This is a genomic window from Arthrobacter sp. NyZ413 (assembly GCF_049390645.1).
In the GTDB taxonomy this organism is placed as follows: Bacteria; Actinomycetota; Actinomycetes; order Actinomycetales; family Micrococcaceae; genus Arthrobacter.
In genome coordinates, this window is sequence record NZ_CP155434.1 from 909823 (window position 1) to 928259 (window position 18437).

An 18437-nucleotide genomic window follows, 5' to 3' on the forward strand; every position below is an offset into this window, starting at 1 on the left:
AGCTGTGGCGTACTTTGCGCCGCCTTAGTAATGGAGTTCCTTCGTGACGGTTAGTTCCACCTCCGCAACGTTTGTTGACCGGCATATCGGCGCCCGCCGCCAGGCCGATATTGACATCATGCTCAAGGCTGTCGGTTATGACAGCGTCGATTCGCTCGTTGATACCGCGGTTCCCAATGACATCCGCCAGGACGTCGCACTGACTCTCCAGAACGCGTTGAGCGAGGTTGAGGTCCTCGCCGAACTGCGCAAGCTGGCGTCCAAGAACAAGACCGCGGTCCAGATGATCGGGCAGGGCTACTACGACACCGTGACGCCCGCGGTGATCCGGCGGAACATTCTTGAGTCCCCGGCCTGGTACACCGCTTACACGCCGTACCAGCCGGAGATTTCCCAGGGCCGCCTCGAAGCCCTGCTGAACTTCCAGACGATGGTCCAGGACCTGGTTGGCCTGCCGATCGCGAACGCGTCCCTGCTGGATGAAGCCACCGCCGTTGCCGAGGCCGTGCTCATGATGCGCCGGGCCAACAAGAACAAGACGGCCCACGATGGCAAGACTGTCCTTGACGCTGATTGCTTGCCGCAGACCATCGCGATAGTGAAGGGCCGTGCCGAGGCGCTGGGCTTCGAGGTCGAGATCGCTGACCTTTCGGCCGGGCTTCCCGACGGCGACATCAACGGTATCGTGCTGCAGCAGCCTGGTGTTTCGGGCAGGGTGTTCGACCATTCTGCCGTGATCGCGGCCGCGAAGGAGCGCGGTGCCCTGGTCACGGTTGCCGCTGACCTTCTCGCGCTGACGTTGATCACGCCTCCGGGCGAGCAGGGCGCGGACATCGCTGTCGGCTCCACCCAGCGTTTTGGCGTGCCGCTGTTCTTCGGTGGCCCGCACGCGGCCTACATGGCCGTGCAGAAGGGCTTGGAGCGGTCGATGCCGGGCCGCCTGGTGGGCGTGTCCAAGGACGACGCCGGAACTCCCGCCTACCGCCTCGCGCTCCAGACCCGCGAGCAGCACATCCGCCGCGAGAAGGCCACCTCGAACATCTGCACCGCGCAGGCGCTGCTGGCGATCGTGTCCTCGATGTACGCCGTCTACCACGGCCCCGACGGGCTGAAGGCAATCGCCGAAACCGCCCACAAGCACGCCCGCACCCTGGCGGCGTCGCTGGCGGCGGCCGGCCTTGAGGTCCTGCACGGCAGCTTCTTCGACACCGTCACCGTCCGCGTCCCCGGCAAGGCGGCCGACGTCGTCGCCGCCGCGGAAGCCAAGGGAATCAACCTGCGCGGCATCGACGCCGACACGGTCGGCATCTCGGTAGACGAGACGACGACGGCGGCAGTACTCGCCGACGTCGCAGCCGTCTTCGGTGCCACGCTCGCCGAATCGGGCGAAGGTTTCTCCCTGGATTCGGCCGTCGGACGTACCTCGGATTACTTGCAGCACCCGGTGTTCAACACCCACCGTTCCGAAACCCAGTTGCTGCGCTACATCCGCAAGCTCTCGGACCGCGACCTCGCGCTGGACCGCACCATGATCCCGCTGGGCTCGTGCACCATGAAGCTGAACGCCACCGCGGAGATGGAAGCCATTTCCTGGCCGGAGTTCGCCTCGATCCACCCCTTCGCTCCGGATTCGCAGACCGTGGGCTGGCGCGAACTGATCGCTGACTTGGAAGCCGACCTGACCACGATCACCGGGTACGACCAGGTCTCGATCCAGCCCAACGCCGGTTCGCAGGGCGAGCTGGCCGGCCTGCTGGCGATCCGCGGCTACCATTTGTCCCGGGGCGATGAGCAGCGCAATGTCTGCCTGATTCCGGCCTCTGCCCACGGCACGAACGCGGCGTCGGCGGTGCTGGCCGGCATGAAGGTGGTCGTCGTGGCCACGGCAGCCGATGGCACGATCGACCACACGGACCTGCAGGCCAAGATAGAGGCCAACAAGGAAGCCTTGTCCTGCATCATGATCACCTACCCGTCCACGCACGGTGTCTACGACGCCGACGTGCGGGAAATCTGCGACTCGGTCCACGCGGCCGGCGGACAGGTGTATGTTGACGGCGCGAACCTGAACGCCCTCGTGGGCCTGGCGCAGCCGGGCAAGTTCGGCGGGGACGTTTCGCACCTGAACCTGCACAAGACCTTCTGCATCCCGCACGGCGGCGGCGGACCCGGCGTGGGCCCGGTCGCGGCCAAGGCCCACCTGGCACCGTTCATGCCCGGCGACGCGAACAAGGCAGCACACGAGGACGGGCACGGCGTGGCCATCTCGGCCTCCCGCTTCGGTTCAGCCGGTGTGCTGCCGATCTCCTGGGCCTACGTGAAGCTCATGGGCGGGGAAGGCCTGACCGAGGCCACCAAGTCGGCGCTGCTGGCTGCGAACTATGTCGCGTCCCGCCTGAACGAGCACTTCCCGGTCCTGTACACGGGCGAGGGCGGCCTCGTGGCCCACGAGTGCATCCTGGACTTGCGCGAACTCACCGCCCGGACCGGGGTCACCGCGGAGGACGTGGCCAAGCGCCTCATCGACTTCGGTTTCCACGCCCCGACCCTCGCGTTCCCGGTCGCCGGCACCCTGATGGTGGAACCGACCGAGTCCGAGGACCTGGGCGAGATCGACCGCTTCATCGAGGCCATGATCACCATCCGCAAGGAAATCGAGCAGGTCGCCAACGGTGACTTCACCGTGGAGGAGTCCCCGCTGCGCCACGCACCCCACACGGCTGCCGCCGTCGTGAGCTCCTCCTGGGACCGTGCGTACCCGCGCGAGCAGGCCGCGTTCCCGGTCCACCACCTCGCCCAGGACAAGTACTTCCCGCCCGTCGGCCGCATCGACGGCGCGGCCGGGGACCGGAACCTGGTCTGCTCCTGCCCGCCGCTTTCCGAGTTTGAAAACTAAAGGATCCCGATATGTCTGAGAACTACACCGCGCTCTATGAAGAGCACAAGAAGCTCGGCGCTTCCTTCACCGATTTCGGTGGCTGGCAGATGCCCTTGAAGTACTCCTCGGAACTGGCCGAGCACCACGCCGTGCGCAACGCTGCCGGCCTGTTCGACCTCTCCCACATGGGCGAAGTCTGGGTGACCGGCCCTGCCGCCGCAGCCTTCCTGGACTACGCGCTCGTGGGCAAGATCTCCGCGATGGCCGTGGGCAAGGCCAAGTACTCGCTGATCTGCCAAGAAGACGGCGGCATCATCGATGACCTGATCACGTACCGCCGCCCGTCCCCGGAGGAAGGCAGCGATAGGTTCCTCGTGGTCCCGAACGCGGGCAACGCCAAAGTGGTCGCCGCGGCCCTGGCCGAGCGTGCCGCCGGTTTCGACGTCGTCGTGGAGGACGCCTCCGCGGCAACCTCGCTGATCGCCGTGCAGGGCCCCAAAGCCGAGGCGATCCTGCTCCGCTTGGTCCCGGCCGCGCAGCACGAGCTCGTGACCGGGCTGAGGTACTACGCCGCGGTCGAGGTGCCCTTCCTCTTCGGCGGGTCCACCACCGAGCTCCTGCTCGCCCGCACCGGGTACACCGGCGAGGACGGCTTCGAGATCTTCGTTGACAACGACTCCGCCGCAGCCCTGTGGGAAGCCATCACGGCCGTGGCCGAAGACGGCGAACTCATCCCGGCGGGCCTGGCCTGCCGCGACTCGCTGCGCCTGGAAGCCGGCATGCCGCTCTACGGCAACGAACTCTCCCGCGAAGGCAACCCCTTCGCCGCGGGTCTCGGCCCGGTGGTTTCGCTCGCCAAGGAAAGCGATTTCGTGGGCCGCGCCGCCCTGGAAACCCTGAAAGCCGAAGGCGCCGGAACTAGCACGGGCCGCAAGCTCGTTGGCCTCAAGGGCCTCGGCCGCCGCGCCGGCCGCAGCCACTACCCGGTGCTGAAGGACGGCGTCGTCGTCGGCGAGGTGACCTCCGGCCAGCCGAGCCCGACGCTCGGTTACCCGGTCGCGTTGGCGTATGTCGACGTCGAACACTCCGAACCTGGCACCGCCCTGGACATCGACCTGCGCGGAAAGGCCGAACCCTTCGAAGTCGTCGCCCTGCCCTTCTACAAGCGCTAAGCAGCTGCGCTAAGCAACAGAGCACCCACTGGAGTTTGTGTACAGGTCACACCCCTTAAGAACGCTTTCAGGGGGCATGATCTGTACACAAACTCCATCAGACCAAAGAGTTTCAAACGTAAAGGAAAAGCGCATGGCAAAAGTTGCACCTGAACTGCAGTACTCCGACGAACACGAGTGGGTCTCCCGCGAAGACGGGAACCTCGTGTCCATCGGCATCTCGGCCATCGCCACCGATGCCCTGGGCGACATCGTGTACGTCGACTTGCCCGAGGTAGGCGCCGCCGTCACCGCAGGGGAAACCTGTGGCGAAGTCGAATCCACCAAGTCCGTCTCGGACCTGTACTCCCCGGTCACCGGCGAAGTCACCGAAGTGAACTCCGCCGTCGTCGACGACCCCGCCCTCATCAACAACGACCCCTACGGCGCTGGCTGGCTGTTCAAGGTCGCCGCTGAGTCGGACGGCCCGCTGCTCTCCGCGGAGGAATACGCTTCCAAGAACGGTGGCGAACTGTGAGCGCCGCAACGGGAACCGCGTTCGAGCAGGTCGTCTCGCCGTCGCTGGACGCGCAGATCTCCGAGCTGGACCCGGAGATCGCGGCAAAGATCGACGACGAACTCGGCCGCCAGCGCGGCGGACTGGAAATGATCGCCTCCGAGAACCACACTGCCGTGGCTGTCATGCAGGCGCAGGGTTCCGTCCTGACCAACAAGTACGCCGAAGGCTACCCGGGCAAGCGCTACTACGGCGGCTGCGAGCACGTTGACGTGATCGAGCAGCTGGCCATCGACCGCGTCAAGGCCTTGTTCGGTGCGGAGTATGCGAACGTCCAGCCCCACTCGGGCGCCCAGGCGAACGCTTCCGTGATGCACGCGCTCATCAAGCCCGGCGACACGATCATGGGCCTGAACCTCGCGCACGGCGGGCACTTGACGCACGGCATGCGGATCAACTTCTCCGGCAAGCTCTACAACGTGGTCCCGTACGGGGTCCGCGAGGACAGCCACACCGTGGACATGGCCGAGGTTGAAGCCCTTGCCCTGGAGCACAAGCCCGCGCTGATCGTTGCCGGCTGGTCCGCGTACTCCCGCCAGCTGGACTTCGCCGAGTTCCGCCGCATCGCGGACCTCGTGGGCGCCTACCTGATGGTGGACATGGCCCACTTCGCCGGCTTGGTTGCCGCGGGGCTGCACCCCTCGCCGGTCCCGCACGCGCACGTGACCACCTCCACGACGCACAAGACCCTCGCGGGTCCGCGCGGCGGCATCATCCTGTCCAACGACGCCGAGATCGCCAAGAAGATCAACTCCGCCGTGTTCCCGGGACAGCAGGGCGGCCCGCTCGAGCACGTGATCGCCGGGAAGGCCGTGGCCTTCAAGATCGCGGCTTCGGAAGAGTTCAAGGAGCGCCAGCAGCGCGTCCTCGCCGGCGCCCGGATCCTGGCTGAGCGCCTGGTCCAGGACGACGTCGTGGCCAAGGGGATCTCGGTTGTTTCGGGCGGTACCGACGTGCACCTGGTGCTCGTGGACCTGCGCAACTGCGAGCTTGACGGGCAGCAGGCCGAAGACCGCCTCGCCGCGATCGACATCACCGTCAACCGCAACGCCGTGCCGTTCGACCCGCGCCCGCCGATGGTCACCTCCGGCCTGCGGATCGGCACGCCGGCCCTGGCGACGCGCGGCTTCAGCGAAGCCGCGTTCCGCGAAGTCGCCGACATCATCGCCGAGGCGTTGATCGCCGACGCCGGTGCCGACCTTTCCGGTCTGCGTCACCGCGTGGAGGCCCTCGCCGCCGCGCACCCGCTCTACCCGGGCGTAGCAAACCTGGGCTGATCTTGGTGGCCCGTTGGGGCCGACATCCTCCGCGTGCTCGGTCGCGAAGACGCCCGCTGGGCGGACGTGACGCTCTCTTGGACGCACGCTTCCGGATGTTGGCCCCAACGGGGCCATCCCGGCGGACCGTTTGCCCGGGCCCGGATCCTCGGGTCCCCGCCGTATCCGAATTAAATTAGTTAGGAACCACCATGGCTGTTGGCGTCTTCGATCTTTTCTCTATTGGGATTGGTCCTTCGAGTTCGCATACCGTGGGGCCGATGCGGGCTGCTGCCGTGTTCGCGGGCGAGCTGAAGGATTCCGGTGCCTTGGAGCGCGTGGCATCGCTGCGGGTGGACCTTTATGGTTCGCTTGCCGCCACCGGGCGTGGCCACGGGACCATGACGGCGGTCCTGCTGGGACTTGAGGGCTACCACCCGGAGCTGATCCTTCCGGATGAAGTTGAAGCGCGGCTTGCGGCAATCGCCGAAACCGGCACGCTGAACTTGGCGAGCGCTGGTGCTTCCGGTGCCGGCAAGCAGCTTCAGTACGGGGAATCGGACATGGTCCTGCACCCGCTCACCGTCCTTCCCCGGCACACCAATGGGATGAAGGTCTCCGTGTCCGACGCCGATGGCGAGGTCCTGCACGAAGCCACCTTCTTCTCCGTGGGTGGCGGCTTCATCGTGCGTGAGGGCGAAGAGGAAAGCGCCCGGAAGGAACTGGAGGAGTCGAAGAAGGAACTTCCCCTGCCGTTCCGCACCGCTGCTGAAATGCTGGGGCGTTGCGCGTCCAAGGGGCTCAGCATTTCGGACATCATGCTCATCAACGAGCGTGCTTCGCGGAGCGATGAGGAAATCCGCGAAGGGCTCCTGCACATCTGGTCTGTCATGGAAGGATGCGTCGAGGTCAGCCTCAAGCGCGAAGGCGTGCTGCCCGGCGGACTGAAGGTCCGCCGTCGGGCCCCCGACTGGCACGAGCGGCTCCTGAAGGAAGACAAGGACCGGGACCCGAAGTACTGGCAGGAATGGGTCAACCTCATCGCGCTGGCCGTGAACGAGGAAAACGCCTCCGGGGGACGGGTTGTCACCGCACCCACGAACGGGGCCGCCGGAATCATTCCGGCCGTCCTCTATTACGCCTTGCACTACGCTCCTGGGATGGACAACGCCTCGCAACAAGACCGCGACGACGTGGTGGTGAAGTTCCTCCTCGCTGCGGGGGCGATCGGGGTCCTCTACAAGGAGCAAGCGTCCATTTCCGGCGCTGAGGTCGGGTGCCAGGGCGAGGTAGGTTCTGCGTCCTCGATGGCGGCCGCGGGCCTGGCGGAAGTCATGGGCGGCTCTCCCGCCCAGGTGGAAAACGCTGCCGAAATCGCGATGGAACATAACCTCGGCCTGACGTGCGATCCGATCGGCGGCCTCGTGCAGATTCCCTGCATCGAACGCAACGCGATCGCCGCGGCGAAGGCCATCAATGCCGCCAAAATGGCGTTGTGGGGCGATGGAACGCACCGCGTCTCCCTTGACGAAGTCATTGTCACCATGCGGGAGACCGGCAAGGACATGAGCGACAAATACAAGGAAACCGCGATGGGAGGCCTCGCCGTCAACGTCGTCGAGTGCTGACGTCAACCTTATGGCGTGCCGGTGCGTGAGCGGGAGCGGGCGGCCATGCCGGACCGAGCAAGGCCGCGGACGCCATGGCAGCGATCGCTGACCAAACGCTGTTGCCGCGGCCGGCAGTGAGCGGCGGAATGGGACGGTAGGCGATCATCGGATCCTCCAGGTTCGGTTAGTGGTATTACCACTGTGCACGGGCGTGCTGGCTGGGAACTTTGGGGAATCTTTGCCTGGGCTGTGAAGCAGTGGATTGGCATGCGTGGAGTTTGCAGTCAAGGAGCCGAAGGCCATCCAATTGGAGTCTGCGGACCAGATCCAGTTATAGGGGCCGATAGACTTGAGAGTGAACGCCTGCGCCGCCCAGCGGTGCCTGCTGCCTCACGTAACGCAACTGATTGGACACGGCCCCCTTGCGAGAATTCACCGCGCGCTTTGCCACCTCCGAGGAAATCGAACACTGGGACAAACACGTCACGGCCAACCCCAACGGCGGAAACCTCCTCCAATCCGAGGCTTTCGCTGAGGTCAAGCAGCATTTCGGCTGGAAGCCCCTGCACCTGGTCTATGAGACGGCGGACTACAGCAGCTTCAACCTGGTCTTGGAGAAATCCTTCCCGCTGCTCGGCAAGCTCTGGTACCTCATCAAAGGACCGGACGTCGCCGGCGTCGAGGACATTCCCGGGATCGTCAAGGCCAACCAGGAATTCGTGAAGCGCGCCAAGCTGGGTGTGTTCGCCATCAAGATCGAACCAGACATCATCCTGGGGGAGGACGCCAAGGCCACCATCGAGGCCACAGGCGTCGTCAAGACGCCCAACCTGCAACCCAACGACTCCACCGCGCTGCTGGATATTTCCCCCGAGGAAAACCAATTGCTGCGAAACCTCCATTCGCGGGGCCGCAACGCCGTCCGTCGCGCCATCCGCGAAGGGGTCGAGGTCCACACGATGGAGCCGACGGAAGAGAACTTCCGTTCAATGTATGCGCTCATGACCAACACCGTTGAGGCGAAGTCCCAGGTGCGGGTGCGGGAATTCGATTACTACCGCCGGTTTTGGACCAATTTCATGGACCGCGGCCAGGGCAGGCTCCTGTTTGTCTTCGAAAACGGCGTTCCCAGCGTGGGTGCGTTCGTGATCAATTACGGCCGGAAGGGCACGTACAAAGACGGCGGCTCGTTGCAAAAACGCGGTCAATACGGGGATTCGCACTTGGTCCAGTGGACAGCCATCAACGCGGTCAAGGAGCTGGGCTGCACCGAGTACGATTTCTGCGGCACCCCTCCGGCTGACCGGCTCAAAGACACATCCCACCCCTTCCACGGATTGGGCCTGTTCAAGACGAGTTTCAGCAAGACCGTCACTGACTTCGTAGGCTGCTACGACCAAATCATCAGCCCGCTGAAATACAAACTGTGGACCGTTGCGGGGGAGCGCATCGCCCGGCAGATCTACACTCGCCGCACGGGCAAACAGTTCTACTAGGAGTACACCCGTGACCGACCGCCCGGACCACAGGCCCATCACGGACGGATTGCCCAAGACGCAGCCCCTCAAGCCATCGCAGGTGCGCCAGAACGCCAACGCAAGGCGCATGCTCCGCCGGCTCGTCCAGGGCGAGAACCCGCCCACTGCGCCGTTGAGCATCGTGGATCGCTTGGCTGGCAGCCCCTACGCCAACCCCACCATCCAGGTGAGCGGCGTGGATGCTTCGGCCCGCAAGACGATCGATTTCGCGCTCCACATGGCCGAGACGATGTTCCGTTACGGTGCCGGCGCCCTGGAGGTCGAAACCAGTATTATCGCCGTGACGGCCGCGCTCGGCCTGAAGTACATCGAAGTGGACATCACCAACCAGTCGGTGGCAATCAACTACGCGCCCAAGGACCAGACTCCCATCACCTTGCTCCGCGTGGTGCGCTCCTGGACCAACAACTACGCCGGCCTCGCGCAGGTCCACCAGCTTGTCACCGATATCGTCGCCGGAGGAGTGGGCCGCGCCGAAGCCGTGGGCCGCCTGGACGACATCATCCGGAAGAGCAAGCCCTTCCCTCGGTGGATGGTGACCATTGCGTTCGGTGTGTTCGCCGCGGTCTTCGTCGGCGTATTGGGCGGGGGACTCGGAGCTTCGGCCCTGGCTTTTGCGTCCAATTTGCTCGTGAACCTCGTTGCCCGGCAATTGGGCAAATGGCGCACTCCCGACTTCTTCGTCACGGCTGCTTGTTCGTTCCTGGTGACGTTCATTGCGTTGATGCTTCGCTGGGCGGGAGCGGAAATCCCACCGTCCATCGTGGTGGCCGGCGGGATCCTGTTGTTGCTGCCGACGGGACGGCTGGTCTCGTCGGTCCAAGACGCGATCAACGGCTTCCCCGTGACCGCGGCCGGAAGGTTCCTGTCCACCATCCTGACGTTTGGCGCCATTGTTGCCGGGATCGCCGTGGCAGTGGTGGTAGGCGACCTCGTCGGCACCGCCAACATAGACGTCACGCAAACATTCCCCGAGGCGTACCCGTTGTGGGGCCAGGCGATCCTGATCGCGATCGCCGTGATCGCCATCGGGATCACGGAACAGACCCAGTTGAAGCTACTGCTCCCGACGGCGGCTGTAGGCGTTGTGGGCTACTTTGTCTTGTGGGGGGCGGGCGTTCTCGGCATGGGTGACCGGCTATCGCCGGCGATTACGGCCGTCGCGATCGGCCTTTTGGGACGGATTGTGGCGCTGAGGCTCGGCGCTCCCCAACTGGTAGTGGCCGTGCCCGCCGCCATCATCTTGCTACCCGGGCTGAAAATATTCCGCTCCATGTATGTATTGACGGTCCAGGAAGCCGACATCCTTTTGGGTTCGGGCGGCATGCTGAACGCCGGAGCGATCGTCCTGGGCGTCGCCGCGGGAATCGTGCTTGGCGACAACCTCGCCCGGCCGCTGACCAAGGGCTTGGCGAGCAACGAGCGTCGGCGCGTGCGGAGGCGCTAGATCTGCCCGCGTTAGATTTGCCCGCGTTAGATTTGCCCGATGGGGAGCTTCTTTTCGGCTTGGAAGTCGTCTTCAATACGGCCTTGCGCCCAGTAGCCGGAGAGTGAAACCTGCGAACGCTCCAGCCCGTGCTGCTTGAAGAAAATGTCCCGCAGTCCCTTCATGTAGCCGCGCTCACCGTGCGCGAACACGTCGACCCGTCCCTCCGGCCACTCGGCATCGCCCACGGCATCTGTCAGCAGGGAGCACGATCCAGCCGGTACGCCCGAGCGGAAGAGCCAACGCAACTCAACACCTGCCGGCGCCGCGATATCCAGGACGTCCGCTTCGTTGTCCACCTCGAGGAACGCCAAACCCTTGGCATGCGCCGGAAGAGCCTCGATCGACGCAGCGACTGCCGGCAGCGCGGCGTCATCGCCTGCGAAAAGGTACCAGTCGGCGTCCGGGGCCGGGTTGTAGGCGCCACCGGGGCCGGTGAAGACCAGCGGGTCGCCCGGTTGTGCCGCCACGGCCCACGGCCCGGCAAGGCCCTCGTCGCCATGGACCACGAAGTCGATGGCCAATTCCTGGGCGGCTTCGTCCACCCAGCGGACCGTGTATGTGCGGGTGTAAGGCCACTGCTCGCGGGGCAGGGTCTCACGGATAGTCCACAGATCCAGCGGCTGCCCGTAATCCACCCCCGGCTGCGGGAACACGATCTTGACATACCTGTCCACGAAATCGTTGTTCGTATAACCGTCAAAGCCCGGACCGCCTGCGATGATCCGCACCATGTGGGGTGAAAGCTGTTCCTTGCGCAGCACCGTCAGGTTCACCTGCGGACGGGTTTTGCGGGAGGCGGACGAGGCGGCTGGCAAAGAAGTCATGTAGGCAAGCCTAGCTAAGGGAGCGGGGGAAGTTCCCAGTTGACGGGATCGGCGCCTTGCTCGGCCAGCAAGGCATTCGTCCGGCTGAAAGGCCGCGAGCCGAAGAACCCACGCGAAGCGGACAGAGGACTGGGATGTGCCGAAACGATCGCCGGAGCGCCGTCCAACAGCGGTTGCACGGCTTCGGCGTCCTTCCCCCAAAGGATCGCGACGAGCGGGCTTCGCTGCCCCGCACTCGTGCGGCGGCCGGCGACGGCGGTGACGGCCGCCGTCGTGATGGCCTCCCAACCCTTGCCCCGGTGCGATCCGGCCTCCCCGGCGGCGACGCTGAGCACCCTGTTCAACAAGAGCACCCCTTGGCCGGTCCACGCCGAGAGGTCGCCGTGGACGCGCGGCGGAAGGCCGAGGTCCGATTCCATCTCCCGATAGATGTTCGCGAGGCTGCGGGGGATGGGCCGGGTTTGGCCGGAGACCGCGAAGGAGAGCCCGACGGCGTGTCCCGGCGTCGGGTACGGGTCCTGGCCGAGGATCAGGACTTTTACGTCCGCCAGCGGTTGCTGGAACGCGCGAAGGATCCGCGTCGCCGCCGGCAGCACGTGGGTGCCTCGGGCAGCCTCGGCCGCCACGAAAGACAGGACGGACCGCAACTCGTCCTCGACGCCGGCCAACGCTTCAGCCCAGTCCGGTGCCACCAGGACTTCCAGGGGCGCCTCCGGCAGCGCCGCGAATTCCGGCGACTGGTCTTCGGCCCCAAACTGAAACAACGCTTCTTCTGCCATCCGGCCATTCTCCCCTCAGGGAGCTCCGACGTGGCAAACAACAGCCTTGTTATTCCACCGGTACCATTGGAAGGGACGAAATTCGGTTTTGCGGTGAAGGAGTGTGTCGTGGCAGAACCCGCACGGGAACCCTTGGCGGCCGAAGTGACCGGACCGTCGCTTGATGAGCTGAATGCCGGGATCCGCAGTGATTCGCCCCTGGGCAAGCGCGAACAGCAGATGCTTGCCTTGGAAAGGCAATGGTGGAAGTACGCGGGCGCCAAGGAGCAGGCAGTCCGGGAGCTTTTCGACCTTTCGGCGACGCATTACTACCAGCTCCTCAACGCCCTCATCGACACCGAGGAAGCGCTGGCGCACGATCCCATGCTCGTCAAGAGATTGCGTAGACTACGTACGTCACGTCAACGGGCCCGCACGGCCCGCCGCCTCGGCTCCGACGCATAGAACACCCCGCTGTACCGCAGCAAGAAAAGCAGCAAGGACAAGGCCTCACCATGACCAAATATGCCCGGGACGAATTCGACCGTGTCCCGCAGAGCTCATCGCGCCAAGGTGTCCATCGGCTCGTCGCGTCAGCGTCACGCCCTGTTTTGTGGCCTGTCCTGGCCATGGGCGGCATCGCGTTGGCCGTAGGCCTGGTTGCTTTCCTGATCCTGCCGAAACTGGGCTCGGCCCCGACGGTGGTCCCGCAGGCGGTTGCGGCCGCTGACGCCACCAAGACCGCGGCCGCGCCTTCGGCAAGTGCTTCGCCTTCGGCCAGTACCGCTGCCCAGCCGTCGAGCGAGCCAAGCCCCAGCACCACGCCGTCGAGCACCCCGACGCCGACTACCGCAGCGGTGGACATGACCGCCGCCGTCGCCGTCTACAACGGCACCACCACCAGCGGGCTCGCCGCCCGGGTGGCCGGCCTTGTGCAGGGCAACGGATGGCCCCTGTCCACCGTCGCGAACTGGGGCGGCATGCCCCAGCAGACCTCGTCCGTCTTCTACAAGGGCGAAGCCCAAAAAGGCAACGCCGAAGCCCTTGGCAAGCTGCTGGGCATCGCGAACCTTGTGGACAGCGCCGAATTCCAGCAGCCCGTGGTGGTCATCCTGGGCCCCGGCTACCGCTAGGCCGGTTACGCCTCAATAACATTGCGGCCAGCCTTGCGCCTCATTGCGCCACAGCATCGTGACTGTGGTTACAGTAGTTGGGAGCCGGACAGGGGAACCCCCGAACGGCTACCGCTAGTTGAAAGTGTGGGGAACATGGCTTTGGGGACCGTCAAATGGTTCAACGCCGAAAAGGGCTACGGATTCATCACCGTGGATGATTCCGGCGACGACATCTTCGTGCACTGGTCTGCGATCCAGATGGATGGCTTCCGTGCGCTCGAAGAAGGGCAACGCGTCGACTTCGAATTGGGCGAGGGCCAGAAGGGCCCGCAGGCAGAGAGCGTCCGGCTTATCTAGTGGGTATTGCGGCAAGGCAGCTTTCACGGCCCTCCATGGGACGTCCGTCCAGGTCACTTCCACCCGTACCCGCCCTTCTCGCAAGCTGTGCCGTCCTTGCCCTCGGGCTCTCCGGATGCGCCGCGGCCGGCGCAAACGCCCGGCTCGATTCGGTCGCTCCAAGTGGTGACGGCGTCCTGCGCATCGGGGTCATCCTGGACAATACGGGCGATTCTGCGTTCCTCAACGAATCCGAACTGGCTGCGGCGAAGCTTGCGGTGAAGCAGATCAATGATGCCGGAGGCTTCAAGGGGCATCCGGTCGAGTTGCTCCCCGCGGCGGCGGGCGCTCCGGCGGGGTCCAGCCCGAGCCCGAGTGCGTCGGCCAGCCCGAGTGCGACGGCGAGCCCGAGCGCCAGCCCGACGGCGAGTTCCAGCCCGAGCCCGAGCGCACGCAGCACCCAATCAGCTACCGGCCCGAACGATTCAGCCTTCACTGCGGACACCGCGACCCAGGCCAAGGCGTTGTTGGCCGCCCATGCGGACGTCGTCATCGGACCGACGGATTCAAGCCATGCCCCCGCCGCGATCGATGTCCTCTCTCCGGCTCACATACCGCTCATCTCGCCTGCGAACACGGCGACGGGGCTGAGCTCCTACAAGAGCGGCGGGTTCTATTTCCGCACCTCCGCCGCCGACGCCGCCCAAGGCAGTGTCCTGGCAAAGCTAGCCCACGACGCCGGTGCGAAGCGGCTTTCGGTCCTCCACGAGGCCGGCGATTACGGCACTCGGGTCTCGGGAGCGGTCATGGACGCGGCGCGCGGACTTGGCATGGATGCCGCGAACAATGTCGAGTTCACTGCCGGCAAAGCAGCCCCGGCTGCCGCGAGCATCAAAGCGGCGGCGCCGGACGCCGTCGTCGTGGTTGCCCGTGACGGCGCCCAGGGCGCCCTGGCCGAATTGCTCAACGCTGGACTCGGCGGCAACAAGCTGTACTTGAGCGACGGCGCTGTTCGGCAGTACGGGACGGAGCTCGGCGCGGGCGGCCTCAATGGTGCGCACGGAATCGTTCCGGGTGTCTTCCCGACCGTCGAATTCCAAACCGCGCTGACAGGCATCGACCCTGGCCTCAAGGACACGACATACGCCGCCGAGACGTTCGACGCCGCAACTCTCGCCGGCCTTGCCGCCGCCGCTGCGGATGACGACGCCGGGGGATCGATCGCCGCTTGGCTCACCACGGTTTCCGGTGGAGTGCGTCCGACGTCCGGTACTGGAGCCGGGAAGGACCGCGCGAACTGTACGACGTACCAGGGTTGCCTCGACGTGTTGAAGGAAGGGAAGCTGCCCGATTACGACGGCGAGTCCGGCACCATCGGATTCGACGCGAACGGGGACGTCACGTCCGCCAATTACATGGTCTTCAGCTACGGAGCCGATAACACCGCCCGCGTGAGCGGCAAGGAGACTACCTCGAAGGCGCAGTGACGCCACTGTGCCGATAGCGAAACCGCAGGCGTAGCGGGCGGTTTATGGGACGCGCTGCTTGCACTCTCCTCGGTCGAGTGCTAATTATTGATTAGCACTCTCAAGCACCGACTGCTAATTGTTCGTGCGGCCCCGGTCGCATGGGAATGGCGCTGGTGCGTGGGGGACCAAGAACACCTTGCTGGGGTGAGATCCGGACCGCGCGGCAAACAGAGGCCGCAAGCGAAGGATCGTCCGTCGCGGGCACCACAGTGAAGGCACCTTCTTAACGACTGTCCCGGAAGGACTACCGCCGTTATGGCCAAGATCATTGCATTTGATGAAGAGGCACGCCGCGGACTCGAGCGGGGTCTGAACACCCTCGCCGACGCCGTCAAGGTCACCCTCGGCCCGCGTGGACGCAACGTCGTCCTCGAAAAGAAGTGGGGCGCCCCCACGATCACCAACGATGGCGTTTCCATCGCCAAGGAGATCGAGCTGGACGATCCTTACGAGAAGATCGGCGCCGAGCTGGTCAAGGAAGTTGCCAAGAAGACGGACGACGTCGCAGGCGACGGCACCACCACGGCAACTGTTCTGGCCCAGGCCCTGGTCAAGGAAGGCCTGCGCAACGTTGCTGCCGGCGCCGACCCGCTGTCCCTCAAGCGGGGCATCGAGAAGGCCACCGAAGCAGTCATCAGCGAACTGCTCGCGTCCGCCAAGGAAATCGAGACCAAGGAAGAGATCGCGGCCACCGCATCGATCTCCGCCGGTGACACCGAAATCGGTAGCCTCATCGCCGAAGCCCTCGACAAGGTCGGCAAGGAAGGCGTCATCACGGTCGAGGAGTCCAACACCTTCGGCCTGGAGCTCGAACTCACCGAAGGCATGCGCTTCGACAAGGGTTACATCTCCGCCTACTTCGTCACCGACGCTGAGCGCCAGGAAACGGTCCTCGAAGACCCGTACATCCTGATCGTCAACTCCAAGATCTCCAACGTCAAGGAACTCGTTGCGGTCCTCGAGAAGGTCATGCAGTCGAACAAGCCGCTGCTGATCATCGCCGAAGACATCGAGGGCGAGGCCCTGGCCACCCTGATCGTCAACAAGATCCGTGGCACCTTCAAGTCCGTCGCCGTCAAGGCTCCGGGCTTCGGTGACCGCCGCAAGGCCCAGCTCGCCGACATCGCCATCCTCACAGGTGGCCAGGTCATCGCCGAGGAAGTCGGCCTGAAGCTGGAGAACGCAACCCTCGAACTGCTGGGTAACGCCCGCAAGGTTGTTGTGACCAAGGACGAGACCACCATCGTTGAAGGTGCCGGCGACGCCGAAGCCATCGCCGGTCGCGTGGCCCAGATCCGTGCCGAGATCGAGAACTCCGATTCCGACTACGACCGCGAGAAGCTGCAGGAACGCCTTGCCAAGCTCGCCGGCGGCGTCGCAGTCATCAAGGCCGGTGCCGCAACCGAGGTCGAACTCAAGGAGCGCAAGCACCGCATCGAGGACGCAGTCCGCAACGCCAAGGCAGCTGTTGAAGAAGGTATCGTCGCCGGTGGTGGCGTTGCCCTCATCCAGTCCGGTGCCAAGGCATTCGCCAACCTGCAGCTCGAAGGCGACGAAGCAACCGGCGCGAACATCGTCCGTGTTGCCATCGACGCTCCGCTCAAGCAGATCGCTTACAACGCTGGCCTCGAGCCGGGCGTTGTTGTCGACAAGGTCCGCGGCCTGCCTTCCGGCCACGGCCTGAACGCTGCAACCAACGTGTACGAGGACCTACTGGCTGCCGGCGTCAACGACCCCGTAAAGGTCACCCGCTCGGCCCTCCAGAACGCAGCGTCCATCGCTGGCCTGTTCCTGACCACCGAAGCCGTTGTTGCTGACAAGCCGGAGAAGAACGCTCCTGCTGTTGGCGGCGGCGACGACATGGGCGGCATGGGCGGCTTCTAGTCCCCGCACCGGCTCACAAGCCAAACGCACGACGGCGGTTCCCACCTCAGGTGGGGACCGCCGTCGCGCTTTAACTGTCGGGGGCGTCTGGCAGGATGGAAACCATGACGATTATTGCTGCCGCCGATGGTTCCGCCCTAGGCAATCCGGGGCCTGCCGGTTGGGCTTGGTACGTGGACGACTCGTGCTGGAGGGCCGGAGGGTGGCCGCACGGAACCAACAACCAGGGTGAGCTGATGGCCGTGCTGGATCTCTTCCGCTCCACTGCGCATGTTCCGAACGAAGAGTTGAAGATCCTGTGCGACAGCCAATACGTCATCAACTGCATTACCAAGTGGATGCAAGGCTGGAAACGCAAAGGCTGGCGCAAGGCCGACGGGAAACCGGTTCTGAACGTCGACCTGCTTAAGGACATCGACCAAGCCATCGTTGGCCGGAAGTACTCGTTTGAGTGGGTCAAAGGTCACGCAGGTCACGATCTCAATGAGGCGGCTGACGATCGGGCACGGGCAGTTGCCAGTGCATACCAGCAAGGTACTGCCGTCTTGAGCGGACCGGGGTACCCCGGGAGCCGGCTCGGAAACGGGGGAGCAGCCGTGCCCACCCAGGCAGCGGCCCCGGTGGCGTCCGGCGCCGATAACCAGGACGCCGAGTCCCAAGACGAGGACTTGACGCTATTTGGCGGGCAGGATAGTTTCGCGGAGCCCACCCTCTTCGCCGAATTTGAGGAAGAAGCCGTCAACGGCGCGAGCGGCCAGCAGTCCGATGAAGACGCCGTCATTCAGCTTGAAAAGGAGCTCTTGACGCCCGAAGTCAGGGGCGACGTAGGGCGCACCGGGTTCTTGCTCCACCCGGATTTCACCGAGATTGGAAGCTCCGGACGGATCTGGTCGCGCGATGAATTGATGATGGCGTTGGAGGACAACCCGGGGACTACCGCGGAGCTCGAAGTCATTTCGGCGGATCGGATTTCCAAGGACACGATTCTGCTGAGCTACCGGAGCCACGGATGGAACGGTTCGGCCCTTCGCAGTTCGATCTGGCTATTCGACGACGGACGGTGGCGCCTGCGCTTCCACCAATCCACCCCGGAGAAGTAGGCGGGACACCCTTGTCGGCATCCGGCTGGGGCCCGCATAAGGCCCCGGCCGGATACCGCGCCGCTAGTAGCTGAACCTCTGGGTGTTGCCTTGCTCGGCCTGGAGGTAGCTTGCAGCGGCCGAAGACAGCGCGAGGTTGATGGAAGCGAGCGACGCCTCGACCTTGTTTTGGGTCATTGTCCACTCCGCGATGAGGGCTTGGAAGTTGTTGGCTGCCGATCCCTTCCACGTGGCTTGGAGCTCGTCCAACCCGCTTTTCATGGCCTGCACGTCGGCGCTGATGCGGTCCACGGTGGCCTTGACGTTGGCGGACTTGAGCTGGAGGAGTTCGGTATCGACGGAAATGACGCTCATAGGGCGGTGCCTTTCGACTAGCAGTGTCCGCGGGGTGC

16 protein-coding genes are annotated in these 18437 nt (G+C 64.8%); 13 read left to right on the forward strand and 3 right to left on the reverse strand.

Features of this window, described 5'->3' with window-relative positions:
• Positions 1-43: 43 nt before the first annotated feature.
• From gcvP to ABCW42_RS04470, 7 genes are all read left to right on the forward strand, one after another.
• Entirely contained in the window at positions 44-2896 is a 2853-nt protein-coding gene (gene gcvP / locus ABCW42_RS04440; RefSeq protein ID WP_423183720.1) for an aminomethyl-transferring glycine dehydrogenase, read from the forward strand.
• A gap of 11 nt (positions 2897-2907) precedes the next feature.
• Positions 2908-4050 (forward strand): glycine cleavage system aminomethyltransferase GcvT, encoded by a 1143-nt coding sequence (gcvT, locus tag ABCW42_RS04445; protein WP_423183721.1) that lies wholly within the window; start codon positions 2908-2910, stop codon positions 4048-4050.
• Positions 4051-4183: 133 nt separating this feature from the next.
• Positions 4184-4567: a glycine cleavage system protein GcvH gene (gcvH, locus tag ABCW42_RS04450; RefSeq protein ID WP_133203234.1), complete on the forward strand. Its 384-nt coding sequence runs from the start codon at positions 4184-4186 to the stop codon at positions 4565-4567.
• Complete coding sequence (glyA, locus tag ABCW42_RS04455) at positions 4564-5883, forward strand: serine hydroxymethyltransferase (protein WP_423183722.1); 1320 nt, start codon at positions 4564-4566, stop codon at positions 5881-5883. The genes gcvH and glyA overlap by 4 nt, the downstream gene beginning before the upstream one ends.
• Positions 5884-6074: 191 nt before the next feature.
• Positions 6075-7490 carry an L-serine ammonia-lyase gene (locus ABCW42_RS04460; protein ID WP_423183723.1) on the forward strand — a complete coding sequence of 472 codons (1416 nt, stop codon included), beginning with the start codon at positions 6075-6077 and terminating at the stop codon, positions 7488-7490.
• Positions 7491-7894: 404 nt separating this feature from the next.
• On the forward strand, positions 7895-8968 hold the full coding sequence (locus ABCW42_RS04465; protein WP_423183724.1) for a lipid II:glycine glycyltransferase FemX: 1074 nt from the start codon (positions 7895-7897) through the stop codon (positions 8966-8968).
• 10 nt (positions 8969-8978) lie between these two features.
• Positions 8979-10457 (forward strand): threonine/serine ThrE exporter family protein, encoded by a 1479-nt coding sequence (locus tag ABCW42_RS04470; RefSeq protein ID WP_423183725.1) that lies wholly within the window; start codon positions 8979-8981, stop codon positions 10455-10457.
• A gap of 26 nt (positions 10458-10483) precedes the next feature.
• Here ABCW42_RS04470 and ABCW42_RS04475 read toward each other — a convergent pair whose 3' ends face one another.
• Together ABCW42_RS04475 and ABCW42_RS04480 are read right to left on the reverse strand one after the other, a co-directional pair.
• The gene (locus ABCW42_RS04475; protein ID WP_423183726.1) at positions 10484-11323 is read right to left on the reverse strand and encodes a siderophore-interacting protein; all 840 of its coding nucleotides are present in this window, start codon (positions 11321-11323) and stop codon (positions 10484-10486) included.
• 14 nt (positions 11324-11337) lie between these two features.
• Positions 11338-12102 carry a uracil-DNA glycosylase gene (locus ABCW42_RS04480; protein ID WP_423183727.1) on the reverse strand — a complete coding sequence of 255 codons (765 nt, stop codon included), beginning with the start codon at positions 12100-12102 and terminating at the stop codon, positions 11338-11340.
• Between the two features lie 108 nt (positions 12103-12210).
• Between ABCW42_RS04480 and ABCW42_RS04485 the strand changes: the two genes are divergently transcribed.
• The 6 genes from ABCW42_RS04485 (at position 12211) to ABCW42_RS04510 (ending at position 18045) form a co-directional block, all read left to right on the forward strand.
• A complete protein-coding gene (locus ABCW42_RS04485; protein WP_423183728.1) occupies positions 12211-12546 on the forward strand; it encodes a DUF3263 domain-containing protein in 336 nt (111 codons plus the stop codon).
• 50 nt (positions 12547-12596) lie between these two features.
• On the forward strand, positions 12597-13214 hold the full coding sequence (locus ABCW42_RS04490; protein ID WP_423183729.1) for a LytR C-terminal domain-containing protein: 618 nt from the start codon (positions 12597-12599) through the stop codon (positions 13212-13214).
• A 135-nt stretch (positions 13215-13349) separates the two neighbouring features.
• Positions 13350-13553, forward strand: a complete 204-nt coding sequence (locus ABCW42_RS04495; protein ID WP_133203225.1) for a cold-shock protein — start codon at positions 13350-13352, stop codon at positions 13551-13553.
• A gap of 35 nt (positions 13554-13588) precedes the next feature.
• The gene (locus ABCW42_RS04500) at positions 13589-15019 is read left to right on the forward strand and encodes an ABC transporter substrate-binding protein (RefSeq protein WP_423183730.1); all 1431 of its coding nucleotides are present in this window, start codon (positions 13589-13591) and stop codon (positions 15017-15019) included.
• Between the two features lie 297 nt (positions 15020-15316).
• Positions 15317-16945: a chaperonin GroEL gene (gene groL, locus ABCW42_RS04505; protein WP_423183731.1), complete on the forward strand. Its 1629-nt coding sequence runs from the start codon at positions 15317-15319 to the stop codon at positions 16943-16945.
• 104 nt (positions 16946-17049) lie between these two features.
• On the forward strand, positions 17050-18045 hold the full coding sequence (locus ABCW42_RS04510; RefSeq protein ID WP_423183732.1) for an RNase H family protein: 996 nt from the start codon (positions 17050-17052) through the stop codon (positions 18043-18045).
• Between the two features lie 63 nt (positions 18046-18108).
• Here ABCW42_RS04510 and ABCW42_RS04515 read toward each other — a convergent pair whose 3' ends face one another.
• A complete protein-coding gene (locus ABCW42_RS04515) occupies positions 18109-18399 on the reverse strand; it encodes a WXG100 family type VII secretion target (RefSeq protein ID WP_423183733.1) in 291 nt (96 codons plus the stop codon).
• Positions 18400-18437 lie beyond the last annotated feature (38 nt).

Coding starts and splice junctions, on each gene's coding strand:
- ABCW42_RS04460 (WP_423183723.1), top strand. CDS start 6,075: ATGGCTGTTGGCGTCTTCGATCTTTTCTCTATTGGGATTGGTCCTTCG.
- gcvH (WP_133203234.1), top strand. CDS start 4,184: ATGGCAAAAGTTGCACCTGAACTGCAGTACTCCGACGAACACGAGTGG.
- ABCW42_RS04495 (WP_133203225.1), top strand. CDS start 13,350: ATGGCTTTGGGGACCGTCAAATGGTTCAACGCCGAAAAGGGCTACGGA.
- groL (WP_423183731.1), top strand. CDS start 15,317: ATGGCCAAGATCATTGCATTTGATGAAGAGGCACGCCGCGGACTCGAG.
- ABCW42_RS04490 (WP_423183729.1), top strand. CDS start 12,597: ATGACCAAATATGCCCGGGACGAATTCGACCGTGTCCCGCAGAGCTCA.
- ABCW42_RS04475 (WP_423183726.1), bottom strand. CDS start 11,323: ATGACTTCTTTGCCAGCCGCCTCGTCCGCCTCCCGCAAAACCCGTCCG.
- gcvT (WP_423183721.1), top strand. CDS start 2,908: ATGTCTGAGAACTACACCGCGCTCTATGAAGAGCACAAGAAGCTCGGC.
- ABCW42_RS04500 (WP_423183730.1), top strand. CDS start 13,589: ATGGGACGTCCGTCCAGGTCACTTCCACCCGTACCCGCCCTTCTCGCA.
- ABCW42_RS04480 (WP_423183727.1), bottom strand. CDS start 12,102: ATGGCAGAAGAAGCGTTGTTTCAGTTTGGGGCCGAAGACCAGTCGCCG.
- ABCW42_RS04515 (WP_423183733.1), bottom strand. CDS start 18,399: ATGAGCGTCATTTCCGTCGATACCGAACTCCTCCAGCTCAAGTCCGCC.
- ABCW42_RS04510 (WP_423183732.1), top strand. CDS start 17,050: ATGACGATTATTGCTGCCGCCGATGGTTCCGCCCTAGGCAATCCGGGG.